A 25,345-nucleotide genomic window follows, 5' to 3' on the forward strand; every position below is an offset into this window, starting at 1 on the left:
TGGGCCCTGTCCCTGCCCCCGACTCAAGAGGTAAGCGTGTCAGCCAGACTAGAGGCCGAGAACCTGTACAAGGTCTTCGGCAGGAAACCGGACCAGGCAGTCGAACGACTGCGCCAGGGCGAGGACGCACGGGAGGAACTGCGCGCCGACGGCACCACCGCCGCCGTCATCGACGCGTCCTTCACCGTGGAGCCCGGCGAGATCTTCGTGGTCATGGGCCTGTCCGGATCAGGCAAGTCCACGCTGCTGCGCATGCTCAACGGTCTGTCGGAGCCGACCGCCGGGCATGTCCGCTTCGGGGGACAGGACCTCACCGAACTCAGCGACCGCGAGCTGCGCGTCGTCCGTTCCATGAAGATCAGCATGGTCTTCCAGCACTTCGCGCTCTTCCCCCACCGCAGCGTCCGTGACAACGCTGCCTACGGCCTTGAAGTGCAGGGCGTGCCCCGCGCCGAGCGCGAGCGCCGCGCCGACGAGGCGCTCGCCCTGTGCGGCCTGGCCGGCTGGGAGAGCTCCTGGCCCGACGAGCTGTCCGGCGGCATGCAGCAGCGCGTCGGCCTGGCCCGCGCGCTCGCCACCGACGCCGACCTGCTGTTGATGGACGAGTCCTTCAGCGCCCTCGACCCGCTGATCCGCCGCGACATGCAGGACCAGCTGCTCGACCTGCAAAAGACCCTGAAGAAGACCATCGTCTTCATCACCCACGACCTCAACGAGGCCATGCGCCTGGGCGACCGCATCGCCGTCATGCGGGACGGCCGGATCGTGCAGATAGGCACCGCGCAGGACATCCTGATACGTCCCGCCAACGACTACGTCGCCTCCTTCACCAAGGACGTCGACCGCTCCCGCGTCCTGACCGCCGCCGCCGTCATGGAGACCGACGTGCGCGGCGACGAGGCCGACTGCGACTGCGAGACCGCGACGCCCGAGACGCCGTTCTCGGAACTGTGCGCGATCAGCGCCCGCGTGCCCCACGCGGTGGCGGTGGTGGACGGCGACCGCCGACTGGTCGGCGTCGTCCCGGCCCAGCGGCTCATCGGCTTCCTCGGCGACGACGAGGACGTGGTCCCCGGTGTCTGCGACAGCCCGCGGGACAAGGGCGGCAAGAAGGTGATCAGCCGTGCCTAGAGTCCCCCTCGGCGACTGGGTCAACAACGGTGTCGACTGGCTGCTCGACAACGTCTCCTGGCTCTTCACCTTCCTCAAGGACATCTTCACCGGCGCCTACGACGGCATCAACGCCGTCCTCCAGGCCCCCGAGCCGCTGCTGCTCGCCGGTATCTTCGCCGTGATCGCCTTCTGGCTGCGCGGCACCTTCGCGGGCATCCTCTCCTTCGTCGGGTTCGCCTTCATCGACTCCCTCGAACTGTGGGAGAACGCGATGGTCACCCTGGCGCTCCTGCTGGTCGCCACGATCATCGCCCTGGTCGTGGCGGTGCCGGTGGGCATCTGGGCGGCCCGCTCGGACCGGGTGAGCGCGTTCGTGCGGCCGGTCCTGGACTTCATGCAGACGCTGCCCGCGATGATCTACCTGATCCCGGCGATCCTGTTCTTCGGGACCGGCTCCGCCCCGGGCATCGTGGCCACCCTGATCTTCGCCCTCGCCCCCGGTGTCCGCATGACCGAGCTGGGCATCCGCCAGGTCGACAAGGAACTGGTCGAGGCGGCCGAGGCGTTCGGCACCACTCCCCGCAACACCCTGCTGCGCGTCCAGCTCCCGCTGGCGCTGCCCACGGTGATGGCGGGCGTCAACCAGGTCATCATGCTCGGCCTGTCCATGGCCGCGATCGCCGGCATGGTCGGCACCGGCGGCCTCGGCGGCGACGTCATGGAGTCCATCGGGCAGCTCAACGTCGGCCTCGGCGCCGAGGCCGGTCTCGCCATCGTGATCCTCGCGATCTACCTGGACCGCATGACCAGCGCGCTGGGCACCCACGTCTCCCCGCTGGGCCGCCGCGCCGCCGCCAAGGCACGCGCCGCCAAGGGTCTGAAGATCTGGTCCTACCGCCCCCAGCCGCAGGTCGCCGTGATCGGCATCGTGATCCTCGCCCTGGTGGCCGGCGGCATGGGCATGTTCGGCGGCGACTCCGACGACGCCGACACGGCCGGCGGCGGCAAGAACGTCGGCGACGGCAAGAAGGTCTCCATCGGCTACATCCCCTGGGACGAGGGCGTCGCCTCCACGTTCCTGTGGAAGGAGATCCTGGAGCAGCGCGGCTTCGAGGTCGAGGCCAAGCAGTTCGAGGCCGGCCCGCTCTACACCGCGCTCGCCCAGGGCAACATCGACTTCCAGACCGACTCCTGGCTGCCGACGACCCACGAGCAGTACTGGAAGAAGTACGGCAAGCAGCTCGAGGACCTCGGCTCCTGGTACGACGAGACGTCGCTGGAGCTGAGCGTCCCGGCGTACATGAAGGACATCAACTCCCTCGAGGACCTCAAGGGCAAGGCCGGCCTCTTCGGCGGGAAGATCACCGGCATCGAGCCCAGCGCCGGTGAGATGAACCTGCTCAAGAGCAAGGTCCTCAAGGAGTACGGCCTCGACAAGGAGTACAAGGTCGTCGACAGCTCCACGCCGGCGATGCTGGCCGAGCTGAAGCGGGCCTACAGCAAGCAGGAACCGATCGTCACCACGCTGTGGTCCCCGCACTGGGCGTACAACGACTACAAGCTGAAGAAGCTGAAGGACCCCAAGGGCGCCTGGGGCAAGGGCGACGGCGTGCACTCGCTGTCCCGCAAGGGCTTCTCGGACGACAACCCGGTCGTGGCCAAGTGGCTGAAGGACTTCTCCATGACGGAGAAGCAGCTCACCAGCCTCGAGGCCGAGATCAACAAGGCCGGCAAGGGACAGCAGCAGGAGGCCGTCCGCACCTGGCTCAAGGCCAACCCGGGCGTCGTCGACAAGCTCGCCCCGGTCGAGGGCGGCTCCGGCGGCACCCCCGCCGAGGCCAAGCAGCCGCTCGACGTGGCCTGGTTCCCCTGGGAGGAGGACGTCGCCGTCACCTACCTGTGGAAGAACGTCCTCGAGCGCCGCGGCTACAAGATGAACCTGAAGCAGATGGACGTCGGCCCGGTCTACACCGGCCTGGCCTCCGGCGGCATCGACCTCAACTTCGACGCCTGGCTGCCCTACGCCCAGAGCAACTACTGGAACAAGCACAAGGACAACCTCGTCGACCTGGGCACCTGGTACGAACCGACCTCCCTGGAGATCGCCGTCCCCTCGTACGTGAAGGACGTCAAGTCCCTCGCCGACCTCAAGGGCAAGAGCGACCTCTTCGACGGGAAGATCATCGGCATCGAGCCCGGCACCGGTGAGATGCAGCTGCTGAAGAACGACGTCCTGCCCGGCTACGGCCTCGAGGACGAGTACGAGGTCGTCGACGGCTCCACGCCCGCCATGCTGGCCGAGCTCAAGCGCGCTCTCGCCAAGAAGGAGCCGGTCGCGGTCACCCTGTGGTCGCCGCACTGGGCCTACAGCGACTACGAGCTGACCAAGCTGAAGGACCCGAAGAAGGCCTTCGGCGAGGGCAACACGATCCGGACCATCTCCAGCAAGAAGTTCCCCGAGCAGTACCCGCAGCTCACCGAGTGGATCAAGAACTTCAAGATGAGCGAGGACGAGCTGGGCAGCCTGGAGGCCGAGATCAAGGACCGCGGCCAGGGCAAGGAGGAGGAAGCCGTCGCCGCCTGGCTGAAGGAGCACCCGGACATGGTCGGCCGGATGACCCCGTAACAAGCGGTACCCAGTGACGGTCACCCCGAGGGGTGGGCCCGGTGGCGTCTCCTGACGGCGCGCCGCCGGGCCCACCCCTCGGGTCGTCCCCGGACCGGACACGGTAGGAATTCGGCCAACCACGAAGCGTCATGCCCCGGCCTGAGTGTCCTCCGGCCGGGGCGCGAGGGGCTGGCGGGAACATGCGGGACCGGCCACGCCTTGAACCGGTAGGGGGTGTGGACCTGCCCGTCGATGGCGAGAAACGTGAGGTCGCGGCCACCGCGCCGTGACATCGATGTGACGGCCGCATGAAACGGTTTGCCGAACATGCGTAGGGTGCAGAGAACTCCTCAGGAGGACGGCGCCCCGCACGGGACGCGGTGACGGTACGACGACGGGTGGAGGAGGGAGCCGGAGCGATGGGCGACCACAAGGATCAGCACCTGCGGGTGGGCGCGGCCGTGCGGCGGCGGCGCCGGGACCTCGAACTCACCCTCGCCGTGGTGTCCGAGCGCAGCGGCCTGTCCGTGCCCTTCCTGAGCCAGATCGAGAACGACCGGGCACGGCCCAGCCAGACCTCCCTGGAGAAGGTGGCCGACGCCCTGCGCACCACCGCCGTGGAGCTCCTCGCCGCAGCCGACCCCGCGTGCAGCGTCGACGTGGTCCGCGCCGAGGACCCCGACCCCGAGCTGGCGCCCAGAGTGCGCTCGCTGGTGCGCGGACACCACCAGATGCACGCCTCCGAGTTCACCGGCGACCACGACGCCGGCCGGGAACTCCAGTACCGCAACGACCAGTTGATGTTCGTCGCCGAGGGCGCGGTCGAGATCGAGGCCGAGGGCCGCGCCTACCGCCTCGGGCGCGGCGACACGCTGTACCTCACCGGCGGGGTCCGGCACCGCTGGCGGGCCACGGTGCCGGACACCCGGCTGATCGTCGTCGCCGTCGCCGAGCACATCGAGGCGGTCAGGGAAGGACCGCGCAGGTGAGGACGCGCGGGTGAGGGTCGTCTCCCTGGTGCCCTCGCTGACCGAGGCGGTGGCCCGCACGGTCCCCGGGGCGCTGATCGGCGCGACCGACTGGTGCAGCCACCCGGCCGGCCTCGACGTCGTGCGCGTCGGCGGCACCAAGAACCCGAAGACCGACCGGATCCTCTCCCTCGGCCCCGACCTGGTCGTCGCCAACGAGGAGGAGAACCGCGCCGGCGACCTCGACGTCCTGCGAACGGCGGGCGTGGAGGTGCTGGTCACCGAGGTGCGCACCGTCCCGCAGGCCCTCACGGAGCTGGAGCGGGTACTGACCGCCTGCGGCGCGTCCGCCCGGCCCCGCTGGCTGGACGAGGCGGCGGCCGCCTGGGCGGACCCGCCCGCCCCCGAGCGGCGTGCCACGGCCGTCGTACCGATCTGGCGCAGGCCCTGGATGGTGCTGGGTCGCGACACCTTCGCGGGCGACGTCCTGGCCCGCCTCGGCGTCGACCACCTCTACGCCGCCCACGCCGACCGCTACCCGAAGGTGCCGGTGGACGAGCTGCGGGCGGCCCGCCCGGACTTCGTGGTGCTGCCGGACGAGCCGTACCGCTTCACCGCCGACGACGGCCCGGAGGCCTTCCCCGGCCTGCCCTGCGCCCTCGTCGACGGCCGGTACCTCACGTGGTACGGGCCGTCACTGGCCGAGGCGCCCCGGGTGCTGGCCGCGGCCCTGCGAGCAGCACACCGCTGAGCACGCCCCGGGCGGTGTGCACGGCGGCGACGGCCCAGGCCGCCACGAGCAGGGCGTACAGGGCGACGGTGAGCCCGTCGTAGACCACCAGGCCCGTCTCCCGGGCCAGCGCCTCGGCGCCGGTGACACAGGTGCCCACCGGGAAGGTGAAGGACCACCACGTCATCGAGAAGCGCATGCCCTCCCGGCGGGCCCGTACGACGTGCGCGGCGGCGAGCGCCAGCCACATCAGCGCGAAGCCCATGACGGGCACTCCGTACAGCACGGCGAAGACCGAGAAGCCCCCGGCGTACGGCCCCGGCAGCACGCCCGGCGCCACGTCCGCGAACTTCCCCGCGGCGGTCGTCGACTGCCCGAGCGGGCCGAGGACGAGGAACAGCGACGGGGTGAGCGCGAGCGGCAGCGGCCCGCCGGTGAGCAGCCGCCCGAAGATCACCGGCAGCGTCACCAGGGTCGCGAGCAGACTGACGCCGAACATCGCGACACAGGCGAGCAGCAGCGTCTCGCGGGGCTGCCCCGGCGGGAGGTGCGGAACGAGCAGGGGGCCGACGGCCGCGGACACCATCGGTGCGACGAGCGGCAGCAGCCAGACCGGACTGGCCGAGCCCGGCTCGATCCGGTGGCGTACGGCCATCAGGTACGGCACGGCGACCGCCGCCGCGAGGCCGATCACCGTACCGGCGGTGAACAGCACGGTGTCCAGGGCGACCGCGGCCGAGGTGCCGATCCAGTCCCGGCCCAGGACCAGGGCACCGCCGCCGACGGCCAGCAGGGCCATCGACAGACAGCCGTAGAACGGGGCCGCGGCCGGGTCCAGGAGATGGGCCCGGGCCTGGTCGCGGTGGTGACGCCAGTGCAGGGACCGGGCCGCCAGCAGCACCGCCAGCAGGAGGAGGGACAGCGCCCAGACCGCGGTGCAGACGGCCCGCAGGCCGGGCACGTGCCCCGGGAGCGCGGCCCCCGCCGTACCGACGATGGCGGTGCCCATGACGCAGGCGTACCAGTTGGGACCGAGGTGGCGGACGGCCGGGACCCGCCGGACGGCCGGGCCGGCGGCGGGGGAGGGGACGGGCGAGCGGTGCTGGGCTGCGGTGACCATGGATCCACCGTCCCGGCGGGCGAAGCCCCTGACCAGGGACCCTGTCTCTATGAGGGCATAAGCTGGAGTTATGAGCAGGGGCACGGGCAGGGACACGGGCGGCGGCACGGGAGCCGCGGACGGCGGGCACGACACCCGGGCACGGCACGTGGCGGGCTCGCTGGCGCACCGGGTACCGGACCTCGGCGCGATGGAGCTGCTGCTGGCGGTGGCGCGCCTGGGCAGCCTCGGCGGAGCGGCACGCGAGCTGGGCATCACCCAGCCGGCCGCCAGCAGCCGCATCCGCTCGATGGAACGGCAGCTGGGCGTCGCCCTGGTGGACCGCTCGCCGCGCGGCTCCCGGCTCACCGACGCGGGCGCGCTGGTCACGGACTGGGCGCGGCGGATCGTGGAGGCCGCGGAGGCGTTCGACGCGGGCGCGCAGGCGCTGCGGGACCGGCGGGACTCGCGGCTGCGGGTCGCGGCGAGCATGACGATCGCCGAGTACCTGCTGCCGGGCTGGCTGGTCGCGCTGCGCACCCAGCTGCCGGACACGGCGGTGTCGCTGCTCGCGGGCAACTCGGCGGCGGTGGCGGAGCGTCTGCTGTCCGACGAGGCCGACCTGGGCTTCGTGGAAGGGGTGAGCGTGCCCACCGGCCTCGACTCCGCGGTCATCGGCCACGACCGGCTCATCGTCGTGACCGCGCCGGGCCACCCCTGGGCCCGGCGCAGGCGCCCGCTGAAGGCGGCGGAGCTGGCCGCCACCCCGCTGATCCTGCGGGAGAAGGGCTCGGGCACCCGGCAGGTCCTGGACGCGGCGCTGGGCGGCCTGGCCCGCCCCCTGATCGAGCTGTCCTCGACCACGGCGGTGAAGGCCGCCGCGGTCGGCGGCGCCGGCCCCTCCGTCCTCAGCGAACTAGCCGTCGGCGAGGAGCTGACCACCCGGCGCCTGGTGAGCGTCCCCGTGGCGGACGTCGTCCTCGCCCGCGACCTGCGCGCGGTGTGGCCCACCGGCCACCGCCCCACCGGTCCGGCCCGCCGGCTGCTGTCCCTGACCAGGGCGTAGCCGCGCCGACGGGGCCGGCCGGGACCCGCCCAGGGGGTTGCGCGGGCCGTCCTCTCCGGCGGGCCGGGTGTCGTGTGGTCGGGCCGGTCCCCGCGCGTCGGCCGGGTTCGTCGGGGGGAGTCGGCGACCCGGCCGTGGGTGCGGCGACGGCGCCGGGCCGGGCTCGGCCCGCGGCGGGGCGGGGGCTCTCGCGGTCCGCGTGCTGCGAGGAGCGCGGCGTGCGGCGTGCGGCGTGCGCGGCAGGCTCCGCCCGTGCGCCGGTCGGGCGTCACCGACTCCGTCACCCGCGCCGGTCGGGCGTCACCGACTCCGTCACCCGCGTCGGTCGGGTGTCACCGACTCCGTCACCCGCGTCGGCCGTGCCGGTCCGCTGCTACCGGCCGATCGTCGCGTGCCGGCTTGTCCTGTGGCATCGGCCGATCGTCGAGTGCCGGCTCGTCCTCGGGCACCGGCTCGTCCTCGGGTACTGGTCGGTCCGGGCGGGCCGCGGTCACCAGGGCGCGCATCACCCGTACGTCCTCGCCCATCTCCGGGTGCCACTGCACGCCCAGGACCCAGCCGGGGGCGGAGGGCAGTTCCAGGGCCTCGACGGTGCCGTCCGCCGCGTGCGCCGACGCGACCAGGCCGGTGCCGAGCCGGTCCACCGCCTGGTGGTGGTACGTCGGCACGAACGCCTCCTCCGGCACGACACCGGCGTACAGTGTTCCCGGTACCGGCCGCACCGGGTGGCCGCCGAACACGCCCACCACCTCGGCGTGCCCCTCGATGTGCTGCACGAGGGTGCCGCCCAGGGCGACGTTCAGCAGCTGCATGCCCCGGCAGATGCCCAGCAGGGGGACGCCCGCCGCCAGCGCCGCTTCGATGAGCGCCAGTTCCCAGGTGTCCCGGGCCCGGGCCGGCGGACCGGTGCGCGGATCGGGCTCGGCGCCGTAACGGACCGGCTCCACGTCCGGGCCGCCCGCGATCACCAGCCCGTCGACGCGGGCGACGGCCTCGGCGGCGTGCTCCGGTGCGTCCGGCGGGAGCAGCACGGCCAGCCCGCCCGCCCGCTGCACCAGCCGCGGATACCCGGCCGGCAACAGCGCCGCCTCCAGCTCCCACACGCCCCAGCGCGCGCCGGGCTCCAGGTACGTACTGACACCGATCAGCGGCCGGTCGGCCATCCGTCCTCCAGACAAAGAACCGTTCCCATACCTTTGCCGGAGGACGTGGTCACGGCAAGGCGTTCACGTCAGGAACCCGCGCAGCAGCGCCGCCGTCCCCGCGCAGTGCTCCCGCGCGATCTCCCGCGCCCCGTCCGCGTCCCCGTCGAGCACCGCCTCCACCAGCGCGGCGTGCTGGCGCTGGGAGTGCTCCAGGTTGCGCACCAGCAGCGGGATGCAGTCCAGCAGGTCGTTGAGGGTGGCGCGGACCGCCGCGTACTGCGCCGCCAGCGCCGGTGAGCCGCACAGCTCCGCCAGGGTGAGATGCAGCATCGTGTCCAGCCGCCGGTACTGCGCCAGCGGGGCCTCCCGCGTACCGGCCAGCGCCTCGCCGAGCCGCGCCGCCCGCGCGTCCGTCAGCCCGTGCGCCGCGCACAGCCCGGCCGCGCCCACCTCCAGCACCTCCCGGAAGCGCAGCACGTCCTCGATGTCGACCGCCGCCACCCGGCGCCGCAGCTCGTCCTCGCCGGCCGCGTCCGCGCGGGGCAGCACGAACGTTCCGCCGTACCGCCCCCGCCGCGCCTCGACCAGCCCCTGGTCCTGGAGCACCCGCAGCACCTCGCGCAGCGTCACCCGGCTGATCCCCAGCCGCTCCGCCAGCTCCCGCTCGGCCGGCAGCCGCTCGCCGCCCGCCACCAGGCCGAGCCGGACGACCTGGAGGATCTGCTCCAGCGCCTCCTCGAAGCCGTTCCCGGCCCGCACCGGCCGCAGCACCGGCGCCAGCCGGTCCGCCACGCTCCCGGCACTTCCGGTACTTCCGGCCCTCCCGGCGGATTCCTCCCGCACGCGGCCGCGCCCCCTTCCCAACCAAAGGTTCCCGGCAATACCTTATGGCTCCCGGCCAGAAGGAGGCTCTCCCCGTGGCAGACCGCACACCCCCGCTCGGGGTCGAGGAACTGCACGCCCTCGTCGCCGCCGGTGACATCGACACCGTGGTCCTGGCCTTCCCCGACATGCAGGGCCGTCTCCAGGGCAAGCGGTTCGCCGCGCGCTTCTTCCTCGACGAGGTCCTGGAACACGGCACCGAGGGCTGCAACTACCTCCTCGCCGTCGACGCCGACATGAACACCGTCGACGGCTACGCCATGTCCTCCTGGGACCGCGGCTACGGCGACTTCGCCATGCACGCCGACCCGGCCACCCTGCGCCGGCTGCCCTGGAACGAGGGCACCGCGATGGTCGTCGCCGACCTCGCCTGGGAGGACGGCTCCCCGGTGCTCGCCGCGCCCCGCCAGATCCTGCGCCGCCAACTGGAGCGGCTCGCCGGGCACGGGTACACCGCACAGGTCGGCACCGAGCTGGAGTTCATCGTCTTCCGCGACACCTACGAACACGCCTGGGACGCGAACTACCGCGGCCTGACCCCGGCCAACCAGTACAACGTCGACTACTCCGTCCTCGGCACCGGCCGCGTCGAACCCCTGCTGCGCCGCATCCGCAACGAGATGGCCGGCGCCGGCCTCACCGTCGAGTCCGCCAAGGGCGAGTGCAACCCCGGCCAGCACGAGATCGCCTTCCGCTACGACGAGGCCCTGGTCACCTGCGACCAGCACGCGGTCTACAAGACCGGCGCCAAGGAGATCGCCGCCCAGGAGGGCATGTCCCTCACCTTCATGGCCAAGTACAACGAGCGGGAGGGCAACTCCTGCCACATCCACCTCTCGCTCGCCGACGCCGACGGCCGCAACGCCATGGCCGACGACGGCCAGGGCCGTGGCATGTCCGACGTCATGCGGCACTTCCTCGCCGGACAGCTGGTGGCGCTGCGCGAGTTCTCCCTCCTCTACGCCCCGCACATCAACTCCTACAAGCGCTTCCAGCCCGGCTCCTTCGCCCCCACCGCCGTCGCCTGGGGCCGCGACAACCGCACCTGCGCCCTGCGCGTCGTCGGCCACGGCCGCTCCCTCCGCTTCGAGAACCGCCTCCCCGGCGGTGACGTCAACCCCTACCTCGCGGTGGCCGGCCTGGTCGCGGCCGGACTGCACGGCGTCGAGCAACGCCTGGAGCTGCCCGAGCCCTGCCCCGGCAACGCCTACGCCGCCGACTTCGCGCACGTCCCCACCACCCTGCGCGAGGCCGCCGAGCTGTGGGAGAACAGCACCCTCGCCAGGGCCGCCTTCGGGGACGAGGTCGTCGCCCACTACCGCAACATGGCGCGCGTCGAACTGGACGCCTACGACGCCGCCGTCACCGACTGGGAACTGCGCCGCTCCTTCGAACGCATGTGAGGCACCGGTTGTCCGAGCCGTCTGAGCCGTCCGAGCTGTCTGAGTCGTCCGAGCTGTCCGAGCCGTCCGAGAAGCTCCCCGACGAGCTACGTGTCCTGAACCCCGCCACCGAAGAGGTCGTCGCCACCGTCCCCGCCGCCTCCGCGGCCGACGTCGACGCCGCCGTCGCCCGCGCCGCACGGGCCCAGGCGACCTGGGCGGCCCTCGCCCCCGGCGACCGGGCCCGGCTGCTGCGCCGCTTCGCGGCCACCGTCGACGAGCACCTGGAGGAGCTGGCCCGCCTCGAGGTCCGCCAGGCCGGGCACCTCCTGGGCAACGCCCGCTGGGAGGCCGGCAACGTCCGCGACCTGCTCGACTACGCCGCCGGGGGAGTGGAGCGGCTCACCGGACGCCAGATCCCGGTCGCCGGCGGCCTGGACGTCACGCTCCTGGAACCCCTCGGTGTCGTCGGCGTCATCGCCCCCTGGAACTTCCCGATGCCGATCGCGGCCTGGGCCACCGCGCCGGCGCTCGCGGCGGGCAACGCGGTCCTCCTCAAGCCCGCCGAGACGACCCCGCTCACCGCGCTGCGCCTGGCCGAACTCGCCCTGGCGGCGGGCCTTCCCGAGGGCCTGTTCCAGGTGCTGCCCGGACACGGGCCCGTCGCGGGCGACGCGCTCGTGGAACACCCGGACGTCGCCAAGATCGTCTTCACCGGGTCCACGGCCGTCGGCCGGCAGGTGGCCGCCAAGGGCGCCGCCCTCCTCAAACCCGTCACCCTCGAACTCGGCGGCAAGAGCCCCAACATCGTCTTCGCCGACGCCGACATCGAGGCCGCCGCGGCCGCCACACCCATGTCCTTCCTGGACAACGCGGGCCAGGACTGCTGCGCCCGCACCCGCATCCTGGTCCAGAGGTCCGTGTACGACCGTTTCCTGGAACTCCTCACGCCCGCGATCGAGGCCGTCCGCGTCGGCGACCCGGCCGACGAGAGCACCGAGATGGGCCCGCTGATCTCCCGCGCCCAGCTGGAACGCGTCCGCTCCCACGTGCCCGCCGACGCCGCCGGGATCCGCGGCAAGGCGCCCGAGGGCGGCCCCGGCTTCTGGTTTCCGCCGACCGTCCTCACCGGCGTCGACGCGCACGCGCGCGTGGCCGTCGAGGAGGTCTTCGGGCCCGTCGCCGTCGTCCTGCCCTTCGAGGACGAGGCCGACGCGATCCGCCTGGCCAACGCCACCGCCTACGGCCTGTCCGGTTCGCTGTGGACCCGGGACGTCGGCCGCGCCCTGCGCGTGTCGGGCGCGGTGCGCGCCGGGAACCTGTCCGTCAACTCCCACGCCAGCGTCCGCTACTGGACACCGTTCGGCGGCTTCAAGCAGTCCGGCCTCGGCCGCGAACTGGGCCCGGACGCGCTGACCGCCTTCACCGAGACCAAGAACGTCTTCATCAGTACGGAGGCCTGACCACTCATGACCGAGCCACACACGACCGGGGACGCCGTCTGCCGCCGCCTGGTCGGCCGTACCGCCGTCGTCACCGGGGCGGGCAGCGGCATCGGCCTCGCCACCGTCCGCCGACTGGCCGCCGAGGGCGCGCACGTGGTCTGCGGCGACGTGGACGAGACCCGGGGCAAGGCCGCGGCCGAGGAGACCGGCGGAATCTTCGTCAAGACCGACGTCACCGTCGCCGAACAGGTCGAGGCGCTGTTCGCGGCGGCGTACGACACCTACGGCAGCGTCGACGTCGCGTTCAACAACGCCGGGATCTCGCCGCCCGACGACGACTCCATCCTGGAGACCGGGCTGGAGGCGTGGAAGCGCGTCCAGGAGGTCAACCTCACCTCCGTCTACCTGTGCTGCAAGGCCGCCATCCCCTACATGCGGCGCCAGGGCCGGGGGTCCATCATCAACACCGCGTCCTTCGTGGCCCGGATGGGCGCGGCCACCTCGCAGATCTCGTACACCGCCTCCAAGGGCGGCGTTCTCGCCATGTCCCGGGAACTGGGCGTGCAGTTCGCGCGGGAGGGCATCCGCGTCAACGCGCTGTGCCCGGGACCGGTCAACACCCCGCTCCTCCAGGAGCTGTTCGCCAAGGACCCGGAGCGGGCCGCGCGCCGCCTGGTGCACATCCCGGTGGGCCGGTTCGCCGAGGCCGAGGAGATCGCCGCCGCCGTCGCCTTCCTGGCCAGCGACGACTCCTCCTTCGTCAACGCCACCGACTTCCTGGTCGACGGCGGGATCTCCGGGGCGTACGTCACACCGCTGTAGAACACCGCGCACGGCGTCCTACAGTGCCGGGATGAGCATGACGCCGCCGCCCGGCTGGTACCGCGACCCGTCGGCCCCGCACCAGGAACGGTGGTGGGACGGCACGGCCTGGACGGACCACCGCCGCGCTCCCGAGCCCGTCGGGTACGGGCCGGCGGTGGGCCCGGCCGCGTGGACGGGGCAGCCGCCGACGCCGGTGTACCACCCAGGGCAGCCCGGCCAGGTGGAGACCCTGCCCCCGTCCTCCGACGGCGCACCGGGCGGACCGGGCGGCGGCGGACGCGGCAGGGCCGTCGCCCTCACCGCCGCCGCGGCCGTGCTCGTCGCGGCGATCGTCACCGGCGTCTTCGTCCTGGGCGAGGACGACGGCGGCAGCCCGCGCACGCAGGCCCCGCCGGTCACGGCGACCGCCACGGATCCCGAGCCGGTCGGCGACCCGCCGTCCCCCTCGGCCACCGCCTCCGCCACCGCTACCGCCTCCGCCCCCGCCGCCGACGACCCGGCCCTGGTCGAGGACCAGCTCAACGGCGTCACCTTTCCGCTCCTGGACGGCTGGGTCCGGCCCAAGTACGTCGCCGAGGACGACGTCATGATGACCACCGACGGCACCTACGACTGCCCCGCCGACGGCAGCGTCTGCCGGCACGGCCTCGTCGTCTCCCGCACCGTCACGGCGAACGCCGAGTCCTCCCCGAAGGTCCTGGCCCAGCAGGACATCGAGGACGCGGCCGACGACGCCTACGACCGCGACCTGATCGGCAACAAGCCCTTCGGCGGCATCGAGTCCCACGAGGAGGTGGCGTCCGGTCCCGTCGCGGTCGCCGGACGCGCCGGGTACTACGTGCGCTGGCGGGTGACGACGGCCAAGGGGCCCGGCGGCTACGTGCAGTCGATGGTGTTCCCCTCCACCGTCGGCACCGAGTCCCCGATCCTCGTCCGCTACGTTTTCGACGCCGGCGCGGACGGACCGCCCCTGGCGGACATGGACCGGATCACCAAGGGCATCCGGCCCATCGGCGACGCGGACACCGGCGGCGGCGTGGGCAGCGGCATCGGCCCGACGGACTGACCCCGGACCGGAGCGCCCGCGCTACAGGAAGGTGTGCCCCTCGCCCCGGTACGTCGGCACCGTCGCCGTCACCGCGTCCCCCGCCACCAGGTGCAGCGCGTCGAACCGCTCGCACAGCTCCCCGGCCTTGGCGTGCCGGAACCACACCTTGTCGCCGATGAGCAGGTCGTCGGCGGGCGAGCCCAGCAGCGGCGTCTGCACCTCGCCGGCGCCCTCCTGGGGGTCGTAGCGCAGACCCTCGGGCAGGTACGGCACCGGCAGCCGGTCGGGGCCCGGCGCGCCGGAGGCCGGATACCCGCCGCCGAGCACGGTCACCACCCCGACGCCCGGCCGCCGCACGACGGGCTGCGCGAACAGCGCCGCCGGACGACCGCTGAACGACGTGTAGTTGTCGAACAGCCGCGGCACGTACAGCCCGGAACCGGCCGCGATCTCCGTCACCGCGTCCTCGGCGGCGGTGTGCTGCACGCTGCCCGTGCCGCCGCCGTTGACGAACTCCAGACCGGGCACCACGGCCCGGACCGCCCGCACCACGGCCGCCCGCCGCTCGGCGAGTTCCCGGCGGGCGGCGGCCTGCATCAGCCGCACGGCACGCGACCGCAACGGCCGCCCCGCCAGCGCGTCGCCGACCCCGGCGACGTGCCCCTCGTACGCCATGATGCCGACGACCTCGAACCCCGGGCGGCGGGCCACCGCGCGGGCCAGGCCGGCGACCTCGGCGGGGGAGTGCAGCGGCGAGCGCCGGGCCCCGACCCGCACCCGGCCCCCGAGCAACCTCAGCGAGGTGTCCAACTCCAGGCACACTCGCACCACTTCCCGGCCGCCGTCGCCCGCGCGCGCCGCGTCGACCAGGTCCAGCTGCGCCACGTCGTCGACCATCACCGTCACGGCGGAGGCGAGCTTGGGGTCGGCGGTCAGCTCGGCGTACCCGGCACGGTCCGCCGACGGATAGGCGAGCAGCACGTCCTCGAAACCGGAGCGCGCCAGCCACAGGGACTCGGCCAGCGTGAACGACATGACGCCCGCGAAACCGTCCCTGGCCAGGGCCCGTTCCAGCAGCGCACGACAGCGTACGGACTTGCTGGCGACCCGGATCGGCTTCCCGCCGGCCCGGCGGACCAGATCGTCCGCGTTGGCGTCGAAGGCCTCCAGGTCCACGATCGCCACGGGGGCGTCCAGATGGGCGGTGGCCCGGTCGTAGCGGGCCCGGTCGGCGGCGCGTGCGGTCATGACGGAAGCCTGCCAGACAGGATTACCGCAGGGTAGGGGGACGATCCGGGCCAATGCCACGGGCGTGCGGACTGGTTCCCCCTCCGGCGGGGTCACGCCGTAGAGTGACGCGCACGCACGGCGGGTCCGGCCCCGGCGGCAGGGCCCAGGAAGCCCGCGCCGGGATGGCGGTCCCCCCGAGCGGGTATGCGTGCCCGGGACGGATCGGTTCCGCGCCGGGCCGGGCAGGAGACCGCGGTCAGGACCACCGTCTCCGGCCCGCGTCGGAGAAACGGGCCGGGCCCGAGGAAACGGGGGGTGCATGAGCACGGAAGCGCGCCGCGCCTCCCTCCCCCCGCATCCCGCAGCACCGCCCCGCCCGGAGACCCCGCCCCGCCCCGAGACGCCGGCGCACACGCACCCCGGACCGCCTTCCGCACCCGCGCCGGGCACGAACGAGACGCCCCGGCCGGATGCCGCCGCCGGGCCGCCGGCGCCGCCGCGTGCCGGGGGCGCCCCGGTGCCGGGGTCCGCGTGGGGTCCGGACGCGGCTCCTGGCCCGGAGTCCCCGGACCGTTCCGGCTCCGCGCCGGATCCCGCCGCGCCGTTCGGCCGGGCGGTACCGCCCCGTCCCGGGCACGAGCCCGCGCCTGCGCCTGCTCCGGGAGCGGACTCCGCGCCCGGGTTCGGCGGCGTTCTCCGTCCGGCCTCCGAGTCCCGACCGGATGCCGCTTCCGGACCGCGGACGTCGGCCGGTGCCCAGGCCGGGCCCGGCCCGGAAGCTGCGCCCGGCCCGGATGCCTCCTCCCGGGCGGCGACGCCGCGTCCGCCGGTGCCGCCGCGCCCGGAGACCCCGCCCCGCCCCGGTGTGCCTCCCCGCCCGGCGCAGGGGCCGGCAGGAGAGCGCGGCGAGGCCGCGGAGCCCGGGGCGCCCCGGCGTACCGGTGAGGCCGGCGCACCCGCACCCACGGCGAGCCGTGACGGCCGTGGGGACACACCCACGACCCCGGACGACGGCCGGGACGGAAACCCCACGGGCCCCGGTGCCCGGACCCGCTACCCGCGTTTCCGGCTCGGCGACTCCCGGGCCTCCGATGTCCCGCCGTCCATCCCCTCGGCCCGCAGCACCGACGCCGCCCCGCCGCCCAGTCCCTCCGCCCGTTTCCCCGACGCCGCGCCGACGGTCGGCCGGGACGCCCCGCACGGGGGCGGCGCGGAGCAGGCGCCGTCCCGCCGTGCCGGCGCTCCCGCACCGACCCCGACGGAGACGACCGCACGCCTGCGCCCGATCCCGGCGGCGCCGCAAGCGGAGACGGCGGCCGGAACGGACGTTCCCGCGCCCCGGGCAGCCGTCCCGCCCTCCGGCCCCGCCGCCGCCCGCACCCCCGACCCGGCCCTCTCCTGGAGCACCCCGCACGACCCCCGGCCCCGGGTCTGGTTCGGGGAGCCCGAGGGGTACGACGGACTGGCCCGGCCGCGTCCGCTCGGCGGGCGTCCGCGACCGCAGGCCGTCGCCGCCGCCGTCTGCCTGGTGCTCGGGGTGGGGCTCCTCACCGGCGCCGTCACCGGCAGCTGGCTCGCCGGGGACTCCGCGGACGACGGCGCGCGCAGTGCGTACACCGAGGCCGGGGACCTGTGGCACAGCGTGCCCGTCGACCAGCTGTTCCCGCCCACCCTCCTGGGCAAGGGCGCCGGACCCGGCGGAGCCGACCGCACCTGGACACGGGTCGGGGTCGCCCCGGACGGCGACTGCGCCGGCGCCTTCGACCGGCTCCTCGCCAAGGCGCTCGACCCGGTCGGGTGCTCACGCCTGCTGCGCGCCACCTACACCGACGCCACCCAGAGCTACGTCACCACCGTCGGCCTGCTCTTCACCAAGGCCGACGCCGCCGCCATGACCGCGCTGGCGGACCGGTTCGAAAAGCAGGGCCTGGGCCGCCGGGAGGACCTCATGCCCCTGCCGTACGCCGCGAAGGACACGGTCGCCGCGGGCTTCGGCGCACCGCAGCGGGCCTCCTGGACCGTCTCCGTCCTCAGCGACGCCCCGGTCGTCGTCTACGCCGTGTCCGGCTGGGCCGACGGCCGCACCGTCGACGAGCCCGAACCCGCCGAGGGAGCCATCGAGTCCGGCGCCGCGTCGGCGCCCGCCCAGGCCGGTCTCGGCCACGAGGCGCAGGGCCTCGCCGACCGTGTCGAACGCGCCCTGCGCAAGAACGTCGGCGCGCCCACGGAGCACCCCTCGTGACCCCCGCGGACATCCGCCGCAGGACCGGCGGCGCCCTGAGCCTCTTCCTCGCCGCCGCCCTCGTCCTCGCCCCGGCCCCCGCCGCGCACGCCGACGGCATCCGCGCCCAGCAGTGGGCCCTGGACGCCATGCACACCCAGGAGGCGTGGCGCACCACCAAGGGCGCGGGCGTCACCGTCGCCGTCCTGGACACCGGAGTCGAGGCCGACCACCCCGACCTGGCCGGCAACGTCCTCACCGGCAAGGACCTGGTCGGCTTCGGCGCGAGCGAGGGCGACCGCTCCTGGGCCCGGCACGGCACCGCCATGGCCGGGATCATCGCCGGTCACGGACACGGCACCGGCAACACCGAAGGCGTCATGGGCATCGCCCCGGAGGCCAGGATCCTCCCCCTGCGGGTGATCCTGGAGGACGGCGACCCCTCCCGCGCCAAGGCCCGCAAGACCCGCGGCAACGCGCTGGCCGAGGGCATCCGCTGGGCCGCCGACCACGGCGCCGACATCATCAACCTCTCCCTCGGAGACGACTCCGCCTCCGCCCACCCCGAACCGGCGGAGGACGAGGCCATCCAGTACGCCCTGAAGAAGGGCGTGATCGTCGTCGCCTCGGCCGGCAACGGCGGCGAGAAGGGCGACCACGTCTCCTACCCGGCCGCCTACCCGGGCGTGATCGCCGCGACCGCCGTCGACCGTTACGGCACCCGCGCCTCCTTCTCCACCCGCCGCTGGTACGCCACGGTCAGCGCCCCCGGCGTCGATGTGATCATCGCCGACCCCGACCACCGGTACTACGAGGGCTGGGGCACCAGTGCCGCCTCCGCCTTCGTCTCCGGGGCCGCCGCCCTGGTGAAGGCGGCCCACCCGGACCTCACCCCGGCCCAGGTCAAGTCCGTCCTGGAGGACACCGCCCGCAACGCCCCGGCCGAGGGCCGCGACGACTCCCGCGGCTTCGGCTTCGTCGACCCGGCCGCCGCCATCGAGGCGGCCGGACGGCTGAAGCCGGAGGGGCTGAAGGCGGCGGCGTACGGCGAAAAGTACTTCGGCCCGGGACCGGACGCCCCAGCCTCGGACGACGACACCTCCGCCTGGGCCGCACCCCTGGCAGGCAGCGCGGGCGGCGTCCTGGTGGTCGCGGCCGTCGTCCTGTGGCGGGGGCGCCGCGAACGCCACGAGGAATTCTGACCGCCCGGAACATCGCCCCGATGACCGCCCGGACGACCGCCCGGAGGGTCCCTAGAGGGCCTGGAGGTCCCTAGAAGGTCCCTAGAGGCGCCTAGAGGTCCCTAGGGCGCGCCGTCCGCGAGCACGGAGACCGCCGCCCGTGCCGCCGCCTCGGTCAGCGAGATCCCCTCCGCCTGCGTACCGCTGCCCCGCGACACCACCGCCACCAGGTAGCCGTGGCCGCCGCTCGCCACCCACCCAACGCTGTTGACCACCCACAGTCCGGTGGTGCTGCGCCGCAGCCAGCCGTTCTTCAGCGCCCACGCCGAGCCGTCCGTCCCCGCGGCCGCGTCGGCCGCCGCCGACACACCCCACCGCTGCCCGTCGGCGATGTGTTCCATCAGTCCCCGCACATACGCACGTGAGGCCGCGCTCAGCGCCGAGCCGTCCGCCACGAACACCTGCCGCAGCAGCGTGACCTGGTCGGCGGCGGTGGTCCGGGTCAGGCCCCACAGCGGGCCCCGGCCGCCCTCGGTGTCCGTCAGCCCGAAGCGTTCGTTCGCGGCGTCGAGCCCCTCGGCCGTCCCGATCGCCCGCCACAGCGCCGACGCCGAGTCGTTGTCGCTGTTCTCGATCATCGCGCCGGCGTACGACTTCTCCGCAGCGGTGAGGGGCCGCCCCTCGTCCTGCGCCCGCAGCAGCAACGCCGCCAGGATGTCGACCTTGACGATGCTCGCCGTGTCGAAGGCGCCGGTGCCGTACGAGGCGCCCTCACCCGAGTCCGGGTCCAGCACTGCCACCGACACCTCGGCGCCGTCCGCCACCGGCACCGACGCCATGGCCGCGGCCAGCCGCGCGTCGCCGTCGATCCCCGGTTCGACCGGCTCGACCGTCTCCACCGATGCCTCCCCGCCCGAGGGTGCCGAGGCCGACGACGATACGGCGCCGCCCGCGCCGGGGCGTGCGTGCCCCTGCCAGTACACCGCGCCGGTGGCCGTGGCGCCGACGACGGCGAACGCGATCAGGGCGGACCACACCGGGGCACGCCGCCGACGGGGCCGCCGCGCCCGCCGGGCTCTGGAGGATGCCATGGCCGCGATCGTCCAGGCGCTTGCTGTGCGGGTCCTTCGACGGAGGTCAAATCCCGCTCAGAGATCCCTGAGAGCCCGGTGACGAGCGCCGTGCGCGCCCCCCGATAGGGTCGGGGACCGTGGCGAACAAGAACATCCCCGACTCCGCCTTCTCCGACGACGACGGCTCCGCCGACCCCCGGCTGAGCGCCGCGCTCGCCGCCTGGGCCGAGGACCGCGCCGCCGTCGGCCCGGTCCTGGAGGCGCTCAAGGGCGCCCGGCTGCTCGTCCCCGTCGTCGCCGTACTCGGCGAGGTGGAGGAGGACGAGAACGGCTTGCGCCGCGAGAAGACCAGCGACATGGCCGTACCGACCCTGAAGGCCGGGGGCCGCACCGCGCTCCCCGCCTTCACCTCGACCGCGTCGCTCGCCCGCTGGGACCCCGCGGCCCGCCCCGTCGCCGTACCCGTGCGCCAGGCACTGGAGGCCGCCGCGCACGAGAAGGCGGACACCGTCGTACTCGACCTGGCGGGGCCGGTGCCGTTCGAGCTGACCGGAGCGGTGCTGCTGGCGCTGGCCGAGGGGCGTACGACGACCGACCCGCTCGCGGACCCGGCCGTGGCCGGGGCCGTGCGCGCCGCGCTGGCCGACGAGCCCGCCGTGCTCCGCGCCCACCTCGGACCGGGACGCGCCGACGGCACGCTCGCGCTGGTCCTCGACCCGGACGCCGACGCGGCGAAGGCCGCCCGCGCGGTCGCCGGGCGGCTGGCCGCCGACGACACACTGAGGGCCCGCCTGGTGCGCGGCCTCGACCTGGCACTGCTGCCGGCCGGGGCGACGCCGCCGGGCGAGCCCTTGTACGTACGGGGATAGTTCCTGCCGGTCGGCAGGTGTCAGGGGGCGGCTGTCAGCCGTAGACCGCGCCCGTGTACTTCTCGCCCGGACCCTGGCCCGGCTCGTCCGGGACCAGCGAGGCCTCGCGGAAGGCCAGCTGGAGCGACTTCAGCCCGTCGCGCAGCGGCGCCGCGTGGAACGAGCTGATCTCGGTCGCGGTCGCGTCCAGCAGACCGGCCAGCGCGTGCACCAGCTTGCGCGCCTCGTCCAGGTCCTTGTGGGCGTCGCCCTCCTCGGTGAGGCCCAGCTTCACGGCGGCGGCACTCATCAGGTTGACGGCGACCGTCACGATCACCTCGACCGCCGGGACCTCGGCGATGTCGCGGGTCATGGCGTCGAAGTCGGGATTCGCCGAGGATTCAGCAGGGGTCTCACTCATGCCGCACACGATAGGCGCAGCGGGGGAGCGGGCCCCACTCGGACTCGGTTAGCCCTTCCCCGGCCGAGCTGCTAACCTTGTGTAACGACCGGTCGGACACGCACGCCCACGGCAGCGGATCCGGCCCACAAGTGGAGGCTTCGAACTCCCACCTGGCCGTCCTCCGGACGGCGGGTCACCGGTCAGGCGGTCCCGTCCCACGGCGGTGACCAGCCCGAAATCGCGCCCCGCGGTCATCGCGGCGGTGCTCCGGTAGCAGTTCGAGGAGCCCCGCCTGTGATCGTCCGGGGCATTTTTTGTGTGCCGGCGCGGTTAGGTCTATCGAACACAGACGTTACGCGGCTGTCCGCCAGACCGCCGCGTGGTGCTACCGAGGAGGATCCATCAGCGCCGAGCCCCGCATCAACGACCGGATTCGCGTTCCCGAGGTGCGACTTGTCGGTCCCAGCGGCGAGCAGGTCGGGATTGTCCCGCTTGCCAAGGCCCTGGAGCTTGCGCAGGAGTACGACCTCGACCTCGTCGAGGTCGCGGCGAACGCCCGTCCGCCCGTGTGCAAGCTCATGGACTACGGGAAGTTCAAGTACGAGTCGGCCATGAAGGCCCGTGAGGCGCGCAAGAACCAGGCGCACACGGTCATCAAGGAGATGAAGCTCCGGCCGAAGATCGACCCGCACGACTATGACACCAAGAAGGGTCACGTCGTCCGGTTCCTCAAGCAGGGCGACAAGGTCAAGATCACGATCATGTTCCGCGGTCGTGAGCAGTCCCGGCCGGAGCTCGGCTACCGACTGCTGCAGCGGCTCGCGGAGGACGTCCAGGACCTCGGCTTCATCGAGTCGAATCCGAAGCAGGACGGCCGGAACATGATCATGGTTCTCGGTCCGCACAAGAAGAAGACCGAGGCGATGGCCGAGGCCCGCCAGGCGCAGGAAGCGCGCAAGGCGGACGCGAAGGCGAACCCCGGCAAGTCGCAGAACGCCGCGGAGGCCGACGAGGTCGAGGTCGAGGACGTCGAGGCCCAGGCCGAGGCACCCGCCGAAGCGTGACCCCGGGGGACCGCCAGTCCCCAGGACACCAACCGATACAAGAGCGACGCTCCACCCCGTGCCCGGTTTCACGACCGGGCACCGGAGCGCCACCGACGAGGAGAGAACGGCGCTATGCCGAAGAACAAGTCGCACAGCGGTGCCAGCAAGCGCTTCAAGATCACCGGCTCCGGCAAGGTGCTCCGTGAGCGCGCCGGCAAGCGCCACCTGCTCGAGCACAAGTCGTCCCGCGTGACGCGTCGCCTCACCGGCAACGCCGAGATGGCCCCGGGCGACGCCGCGAAGATCAAGAAGCTTCTCGGCAAGTGACGTACGGGCGCCACTGAGCGCCGTACGGCAGGACCGGGACCCCATCGATACCGGGCCGCGTGACGACCACCGCGGCCCCGCTACAAGGAGTTAACAAGTGGCACGCGTCAAGCGGGCAGTCAACGCCCACAAGAAGCGCCGGGCGATCCTCGAGCAGGCCTCCGGCTACCGCGGTCAGCGTTCGCGCCTGTACCGCAAGGCCAAGGAGCAGGTCACCCACTCGCTGGTCTACAACTACAACGACCGCAAGAAGCGCAAGGGTGACTTCCGCCAGCTGTGGATCCAGCGCATCAACGCCGCTGCCCGCGCCAACGGCATCACGTACAACCGCTTCATCCAGGGCCTGAAGGCCGCCAACGTCGAGGTCGACCGCAAGATCCTCGCCGAGCTGGCCGTCAACGACCCGAACGCGTTCGCCGCGCTCGTCGAGGTCGCGCAGAAGGCGCTGCCGAGCGATGTGAACGCGCCGAAGGCGGCGTGACGCTGCGCTGGCTTTAGCCGGTTGTCGAAGGGACCCGCAGGCTGGAGCCTGCGGGTCCCTTCGGTTGCCGCCCGTCCGGTTCTCTTTCGGCTGCGGGTCCGTTGTGGCTTGTCGCGCAGTTCCCCGCGCCCCTGAAGGGGCGCCCCAGCCAGCGTTGCTTTAGTTGTGAAGGTGAGAAGAGTGCGACCCGCCGCCCCCGAGCTGATCTCCCCCCGTTCTCCCCGTGTCGCTGCCGCGCGGCGGCTTGGGAAGCGGAACTTTCGGGGGAAGGAGCGGCTGTTCCTGGCCGAGGGGCCGCAGGCCGTGCGGGAGGCCGCGGGGTACGGGGAGACGCTGGTCGAGCTGTTCGCCACCGTCGAGGCCGCGGAGCGGTACGCCGACATCGTCGGGGCCGCCCGTGAGGTGGGCGCCCGGGTGCACCTCGCCGCCGACGCGGTGATCGAGGACATCTCCACCACCGTCACCCCGCAGGGCCTGGTCGGGGTCTGCCGGTTCCTGGACACGCCGTTCGACGAGATCCTCGCCGCCCGGCCCAAGCTCGTCGCCGTCCTCGCCCACGTGCGGGACCCCGGCAACGCGGGCACCGTGCTGCGCTGCGCCGACGCCGCCGGGGCCGAGGCGGTCGTGCTCACCGACGCCTCCGTCGACCTGTACAACCCCAAGGCCGTACGCGCCTCCGTCGGCTCCCTCTTCCACCTGCCGGTCGCCGTCGGCGTCCCCGTCGAGCGGGCCGTCGCCGGGCTGCGGGACGCCGGGGTGCGGGTGCTGGCCGCCGACGGCGCGGGCGAGGACGACCTCGACACCGAGCTGGACGCGGGCACCATGGGCGGGCCCACCGCCTGGGTGTTCGGCAACGAGGCCTGGGGGCTCCCGGAGGAGACCCGAGCCCTCACCGACGCCGTCCTGCGCGTCCCGATCCACGGGAAGGCGGAGAGTCTGAACCTCGCGACCGCCGCCGCCGTATGTCTCTACGCGTCGGCGCGTGCACAGCGCGCCGCCGGAGGGTGCCGCTCCGTCACCGAGAGCTAGTAAGGTGACCAGCTCAAGGCCCCTGCGCGGTTGAGAGGTGGGGTACGGGGATGAGCGTCGGCACGAGCAGCGCACCGGGAGCACACCAGGTGCCGCGCCCGCCCGCGCCCCGCACGACCGGCGATCCCGCCGACCTCGGCATCGACCCGGACCAGCTGCCCGACGGCCTGGTCGTCGCCGACGAGCACGGCCGGGTGGTCTGCTTCAACGCCGCCGCCGTCCGCATCACCGCCACCCCCGCCGCCGAGGCCCTCGGACAGCCCCTGGAGAGCGCGCTGCCGCTGGAGGACCTGGAGGGCCGCCGCTGGTGGCAGCTCACCGACCCCTACGGCGGCCTCGCCATCCGGGTCCGGCAGCCCGAGCGCAACCTGCTGCTCCCCGGCGGACGGGAGGTCCTGGTCACCGCCCGCTACGTCCGCACCGAACGCCTCGGCCCCGTCCACCGCGTCGTCGTCACCCTGCGCGACACCGAGGCCCGCCGCCGCACCGAGCGCAGCCACGCCGAGCTGATCGCCACCGTCGCCCACGAGCTGCGCTCCCCGCTCACCTCCGTCAAGGGCTTCACCGCCACCCTGCTGGCCAAGTGGGAGCGGTTCACCGACGACCAGAAGCGGCTGATGCTGGAGACCGTCGACGCCGACGCCGACCGCGTCACCCGGCTCATCGCCGAGCTGCTGGACATCTCCCGGATCGACTCCGGCCGCCTGGAGGTGCGCCGCCAGCCCGTCGACATCGGCGCCGCCGTCGGCCGGCACATCCAGGCGTACGTCGCCGCCGGACAGGAGGCCGACCGGTTCCTGCTCCGGCTCGCGCAGCCGCTGCCAGACCTGTGGGCCGACCCCGACAAGGTCGACCAGGTGCTGAGCAACCTGCTGGAAAATGCCGTGCGGCACGGCGAGGGAACCGTCACCATTGACGTCACGCCCACGGCGTCGCCCCGCGAGGGGGAGGACACCGGCACGTCGGTCACGGTGAGCGACGAGGGGGCGGGCATCCCGGAGGAATCCATGAACCGCGTCTTCACCCGCTTCTGGCGGGGCAGCAAGCGCGGCGGCACCGGCCTCGGGCTGTACATCGTCAAGGGCATCGTCGAGGCCCACGGCGGCACCATCACGGTCGGCCGCGCCCCCGGCGGCGGCGCCGAGTTCCGATTTACGTTGCCCGTGGCGGCACCGGCGTACCTCAGCTGAGCAGC

23 protein-coding genes are annotated in these 25,345 nt (G+C 73.5%); 17 read left to right on the plus strand and 6 right to left on the minus strand.

Translation table 11 applies throughout. The features are described 5' to 3' along the window. Positions 1-36 precede the first annotated feature (36 nt). The 4 genes from B9W62_RS31045 (at position 37) to B9W62_RS31060 (ending at position 5,440) form a co-directional block, all read left to right on the plus strand. Positions 37-1,131 carry a quaternary amine ABC transporter ATP-binding protein gene (locus B9W62_RS31045; RefSeq protein ID WP_087810253.1) on the plus strand — a complete coding sequence of 365 codons (1,095 nt, stop codon included), beginning with the start codon at positions 37-39 and terminating at the stop codon, positions 1,129-1,131. Then, a complete protein-coding gene (locus B9W62_RS31050) occupies positions 1,124-3,739 on the plus strand; it encodes an ABC transporter permease/substrate binding protein (RefSeq protein ID WP_087810254.1) in 2,616 nt (871 codons plus the stop codon). Before B9W62_RS31045 ends, B9W62_RS31050 begins: the two co-directional genes overlap by 8 nt. A gap of 401 nt (positions 3,740-4,140) precedes the next feature. After that, positions 4,141-4,710: a helix-turn-helix domain-containing protein gene (locus B9W62_RS31055; RefSeq protein ID WP_030190837.1), complete on the plus strand. Its 570-nt coding sequence runs from the start codon at positions 4,141-4,143 to the stop codon at positions 4,708-4,710. 10 nt (positions 4,711-4,720) lie between these two features. Then, a complete protein-coding gene (locus tag B9W62_RS31060; RefSeq protein WP_087810255.1) occupies positions 4,721-5,440 on the plus strand; it encodes a helical backbone metal receptor in 720 nt (239 codons plus the stop codon). Here the strand turns inward: B9W62_RS31060 and B9W62_RS31065 are convergent. Then, the gene (locus B9W62_RS31065; RefSeq protein ID WP_087810256.1) at positions 5,367-6,539 is read right to left on the minus strand and encodes a TDT family transporter; all 1,173 of its coding nucleotides are present in this window, start codon (positions 6,537-6,539) and stop codon (positions 5,367-5,369) included. The genes B9W62_RS31060 and B9W62_RS31065 overlap by 74 nt on opposite strands. Before the next feature lie 190 nt (positions 6,540-6,729). Between B9W62_RS31065 and B9W62_RS31070 the strand changes: the two genes are divergently transcribed. Next, positions 6,730-7,584 (plus strand): LysR family transcriptional regulator, encoded by an 855-nt coding sequence (locus tag B9W62_RS31070; protein ID WP_256976804.1) that lies wholly within the window; start codon positions 6,730-6,732, stop codon positions 7,582-7,584. 344 nt (positions 7,585-7,928) lie between these two features. On the opposite strand, the gene B9W62_RS31075 is transcribed toward B9W62_RS31070, so the two are convergent. After that, positions 7,929-8,747 carry a gamma-glutamyl-gamma-aminobutyrate hydrolase family protein gene (locus B9W62_RS31075; protein ID WP_256976634.1) on the minus strand — a complete coding sequence of 273 codons (819 nt, stop codon included), beginning with the start codon at positions 8,745-8,747 and terminating at the stop codon, positions 7,929-7,931. A gap of 63 nt (positions 8,748-8,810) precedes the next feature. Beyond that, the gene (locus B9W62_RS31080; protein WP_087810258.1) at positions 8,811-9,521 is read right to left on the minus strand and encodes a FadR/GntR family transcriptional regulator; all 711 of its coding nucleotides are present in this window, start codon (positions 9,519-9,521) and stop codon (positions 8,811-8,813) included. A gap of 125 nt (positions 9,522-9,646) precedes the next feature. On the opposite strand from B9W62_RS31080, the gene glnA4 reads away from it, so the two are divergent. From glnA4 to B9W62_RS31100, 4 genes are read left to right on the plus strand one after another with little or no spacing between them, the layout of a single operon-like run. Next, complete coding sequence (gene glnA4 / locus B9W62_RS31085; protein WP_087810259.1) at positions 9,647-11,014, plus strand: gamma-glutamylethanolamide synthetase GlnA4; 1,368 nt, start codon at positions 9,647-9,649, stop codon at positions 11,012-11,014. Positions 11,015-11,067: 53 nt separating this feature from the next. Further along, entirely contained in the window at positions 11,068-12,456 is a 1,389-nt protein-coding gene (locus B9W62_RS31090; RefSeq protein WP_373433748.1) for an aldehyde dehydrogenase family protein, read from the plus strand. A 6-nt stretch (positions 12,457-12,462) separates the two neighbouring features. After that, positions 12,463-13,260 (plus strand): 3-oxoacyl-ACP reductase, encoded by a 798-nt coding sequence (locus tag B9W62_RS31095; RefSeq protein WP_087810261.1) that lies wholly within the window; start codon positions 12,463-12,465, stop codon positions 13,258-13,260. Positions 13,261-13,297: 37 nt separating this feature from the next. Continuing rightward, positions 13,298-14,329: a DUF2510 domain-containing protein gene (locus tag B9W62_RS31100; protein WP_087810262.1), complete on the plus strand. Its 1,032-nt coding sequence runs from the start codon at positions 13,298-13,300 to the stop codon at positions 14,327-14,329. A gap of 21 nt (positions 14,330-14,350) precedes the next feature. Here the strand turns inward: B9W62_RS31100 and B9W62_RS31105 are convergent, their stop codons facing one another. Next, entirely contained in the window at positions 14,351-15,559 is a 1,209-nt protein-coding gene (locus B9W62_RS31105; protein WP_087810263.1) for an amino acid deaminase/aldolase, read from the minus strand. 847 nt (positions 15,560-16,406) lie between these two features. On the opposite strand from B9W62_RS31105, the gene B9W62_RS40940 reads away from it, so the two are divergent. After that, entirely contained in the window at positions 16,407-17,783 is a 1,377-nt protein-coding gene (locus tag B9W62_RS40940) for a hypothetical protein (protein ID WP_256976635.1), read from the plus strand. Continuing rightward, positions 17,780-18,964 carry a type VII secretion-associated serine protease mycosin gene (gene mycP, locus B9W62_RS31115; protein ID WP_087810264.1) on the plus strand — a complete coding sequence of 395 codons (1,185 nt, stop codon included), beginning with the start codon at positions 17,780-17,782 and terminating at the stop codon, positions 18,962-18,964. Before B9W62_RS40940 ends, mycP begins: the two co-directional genes overlap by 4 nt. Before the next feature lie 101 nt (positions 18,965-19,065). Here the strand turns inward: mycP and B9W62_RS31120 are convergent, their stop codons facing one another. Beyond that, the gene (locus B9W62_RS31120) at positions 19,066-20,034 is read right to left on the minus strand and encodes a serine hydrolase (RefSeq protein WP_087810265.1); all 969 of its coding nucleotides are present in this window, start codon (positions 20,032-20,034) and stop codon (positions 19,066-19,068) included. A gap of 119 nt (positions 20,035-20,153) precedes the next feature. Here B9W62_RS31120 and B9W62_RS31125 point away from each other — a divergent pair, with 119 nt between their 5' ends. Beyond that, positions 20,154-20,885, plus strand: a complete 732-nt coding sequence (locus B9W62_RS31125) for an SseB family protein (RefSeq protein ID WP_087810266.1) — start codon at positions 20,154-20,156, stop codon at positions 20,883-20,885. A gap of 34 nt (positions 20,886-20,919) precedes the next feature. Here the strand turns inward: B9W62_RS31125 and B9W62_RS31130 are convergent, their stop codons facing one another. Then, positions 20,920-21,285 carry a DUF1844 domain-containing protein gene (locus tag B9W62_RS31130; RefSeq protein ID WP_052837775.1) on the minus strand — a complete coding sequence of 122 codons (366 nt, stop codon included), beginning with the start codon at positions 21,283-21,285 and terminating at the stop codon, positions 20,920-20,922. Positions 21,286-21,668: 383 nt separating this feature from the next. Between B9W62_RS31130 and infC the strand changes: the two genes are divergently transcribed. From infC to B9W62_RS31155, 5 genes are all read left to right on the plus strand, one after another. After that, positions 21,669-22,331, plus strand: coding sequence for a translation initiation factor IF-3 (gene infC / locus B9W62_RS31135; RefSeq protein WP_087812182.1), 663 nt, complete (start codon positions 21,669-21,671; stop codon positions 22,329-22,331). 114 nt (positions 22,332-22,445) lie between these two features. After that, entirely contained in the window at positions 22,446-22,640 is a 195-nt protein-coding gene (gene rpmI, locus B9W62_RS31140) for a 50S ribosomal protein L35 (protein ID WP_003977225.1), read from the plus strand. Between the two features lie 97 nt (positions 22,641-22,737). Beyond that, positions 22,738-23,121, plus strand: coding sequence for a 50S ribosomal protein L20 (gene rplT / locus B9W62_RS31145; RefSeq protein WP_003977226.1), 384 nt, complete (start codon positions 22,738-22,740; stop codon positions 23,119-23,121). Between the two features lie 180 nt (positions 23,122-23,301). Next, a complete protein-coding gene (locus tag B9W62_RS31150; protein ID WP_087810267.1) occupies positions 23,302-24,150 on the plus strand; it encodes a TrmH family RNA methyltransferase in 849 nt (282 codons plus the stop codon). Positions 24,151-24,200: 50 nt separating this feature from the next. Beyond that, complete coding sequence (locus B9W62_RS31155) at positions 24,201-25,340, plus strand: sensor histidine kinase (protein ID WP_087810268.1); 1,140 nt, start codon at positions 24,201-24,203, stop codon at positions 25,338-25,340. Positions 25,341-25,345 lie beyond the last annotated feature (5 nt).

The organism is Streptomyces sp. CS113 (assembly GCF_002188365.1).
In the GTDB taxonomy this organism is placed as follows: domain Bacteria; phylum Actinomycetota; class Actinomycetes; order Streptomycetales; family Streptomycetaceae; genus Streptomyces; species Streptomyces tendae.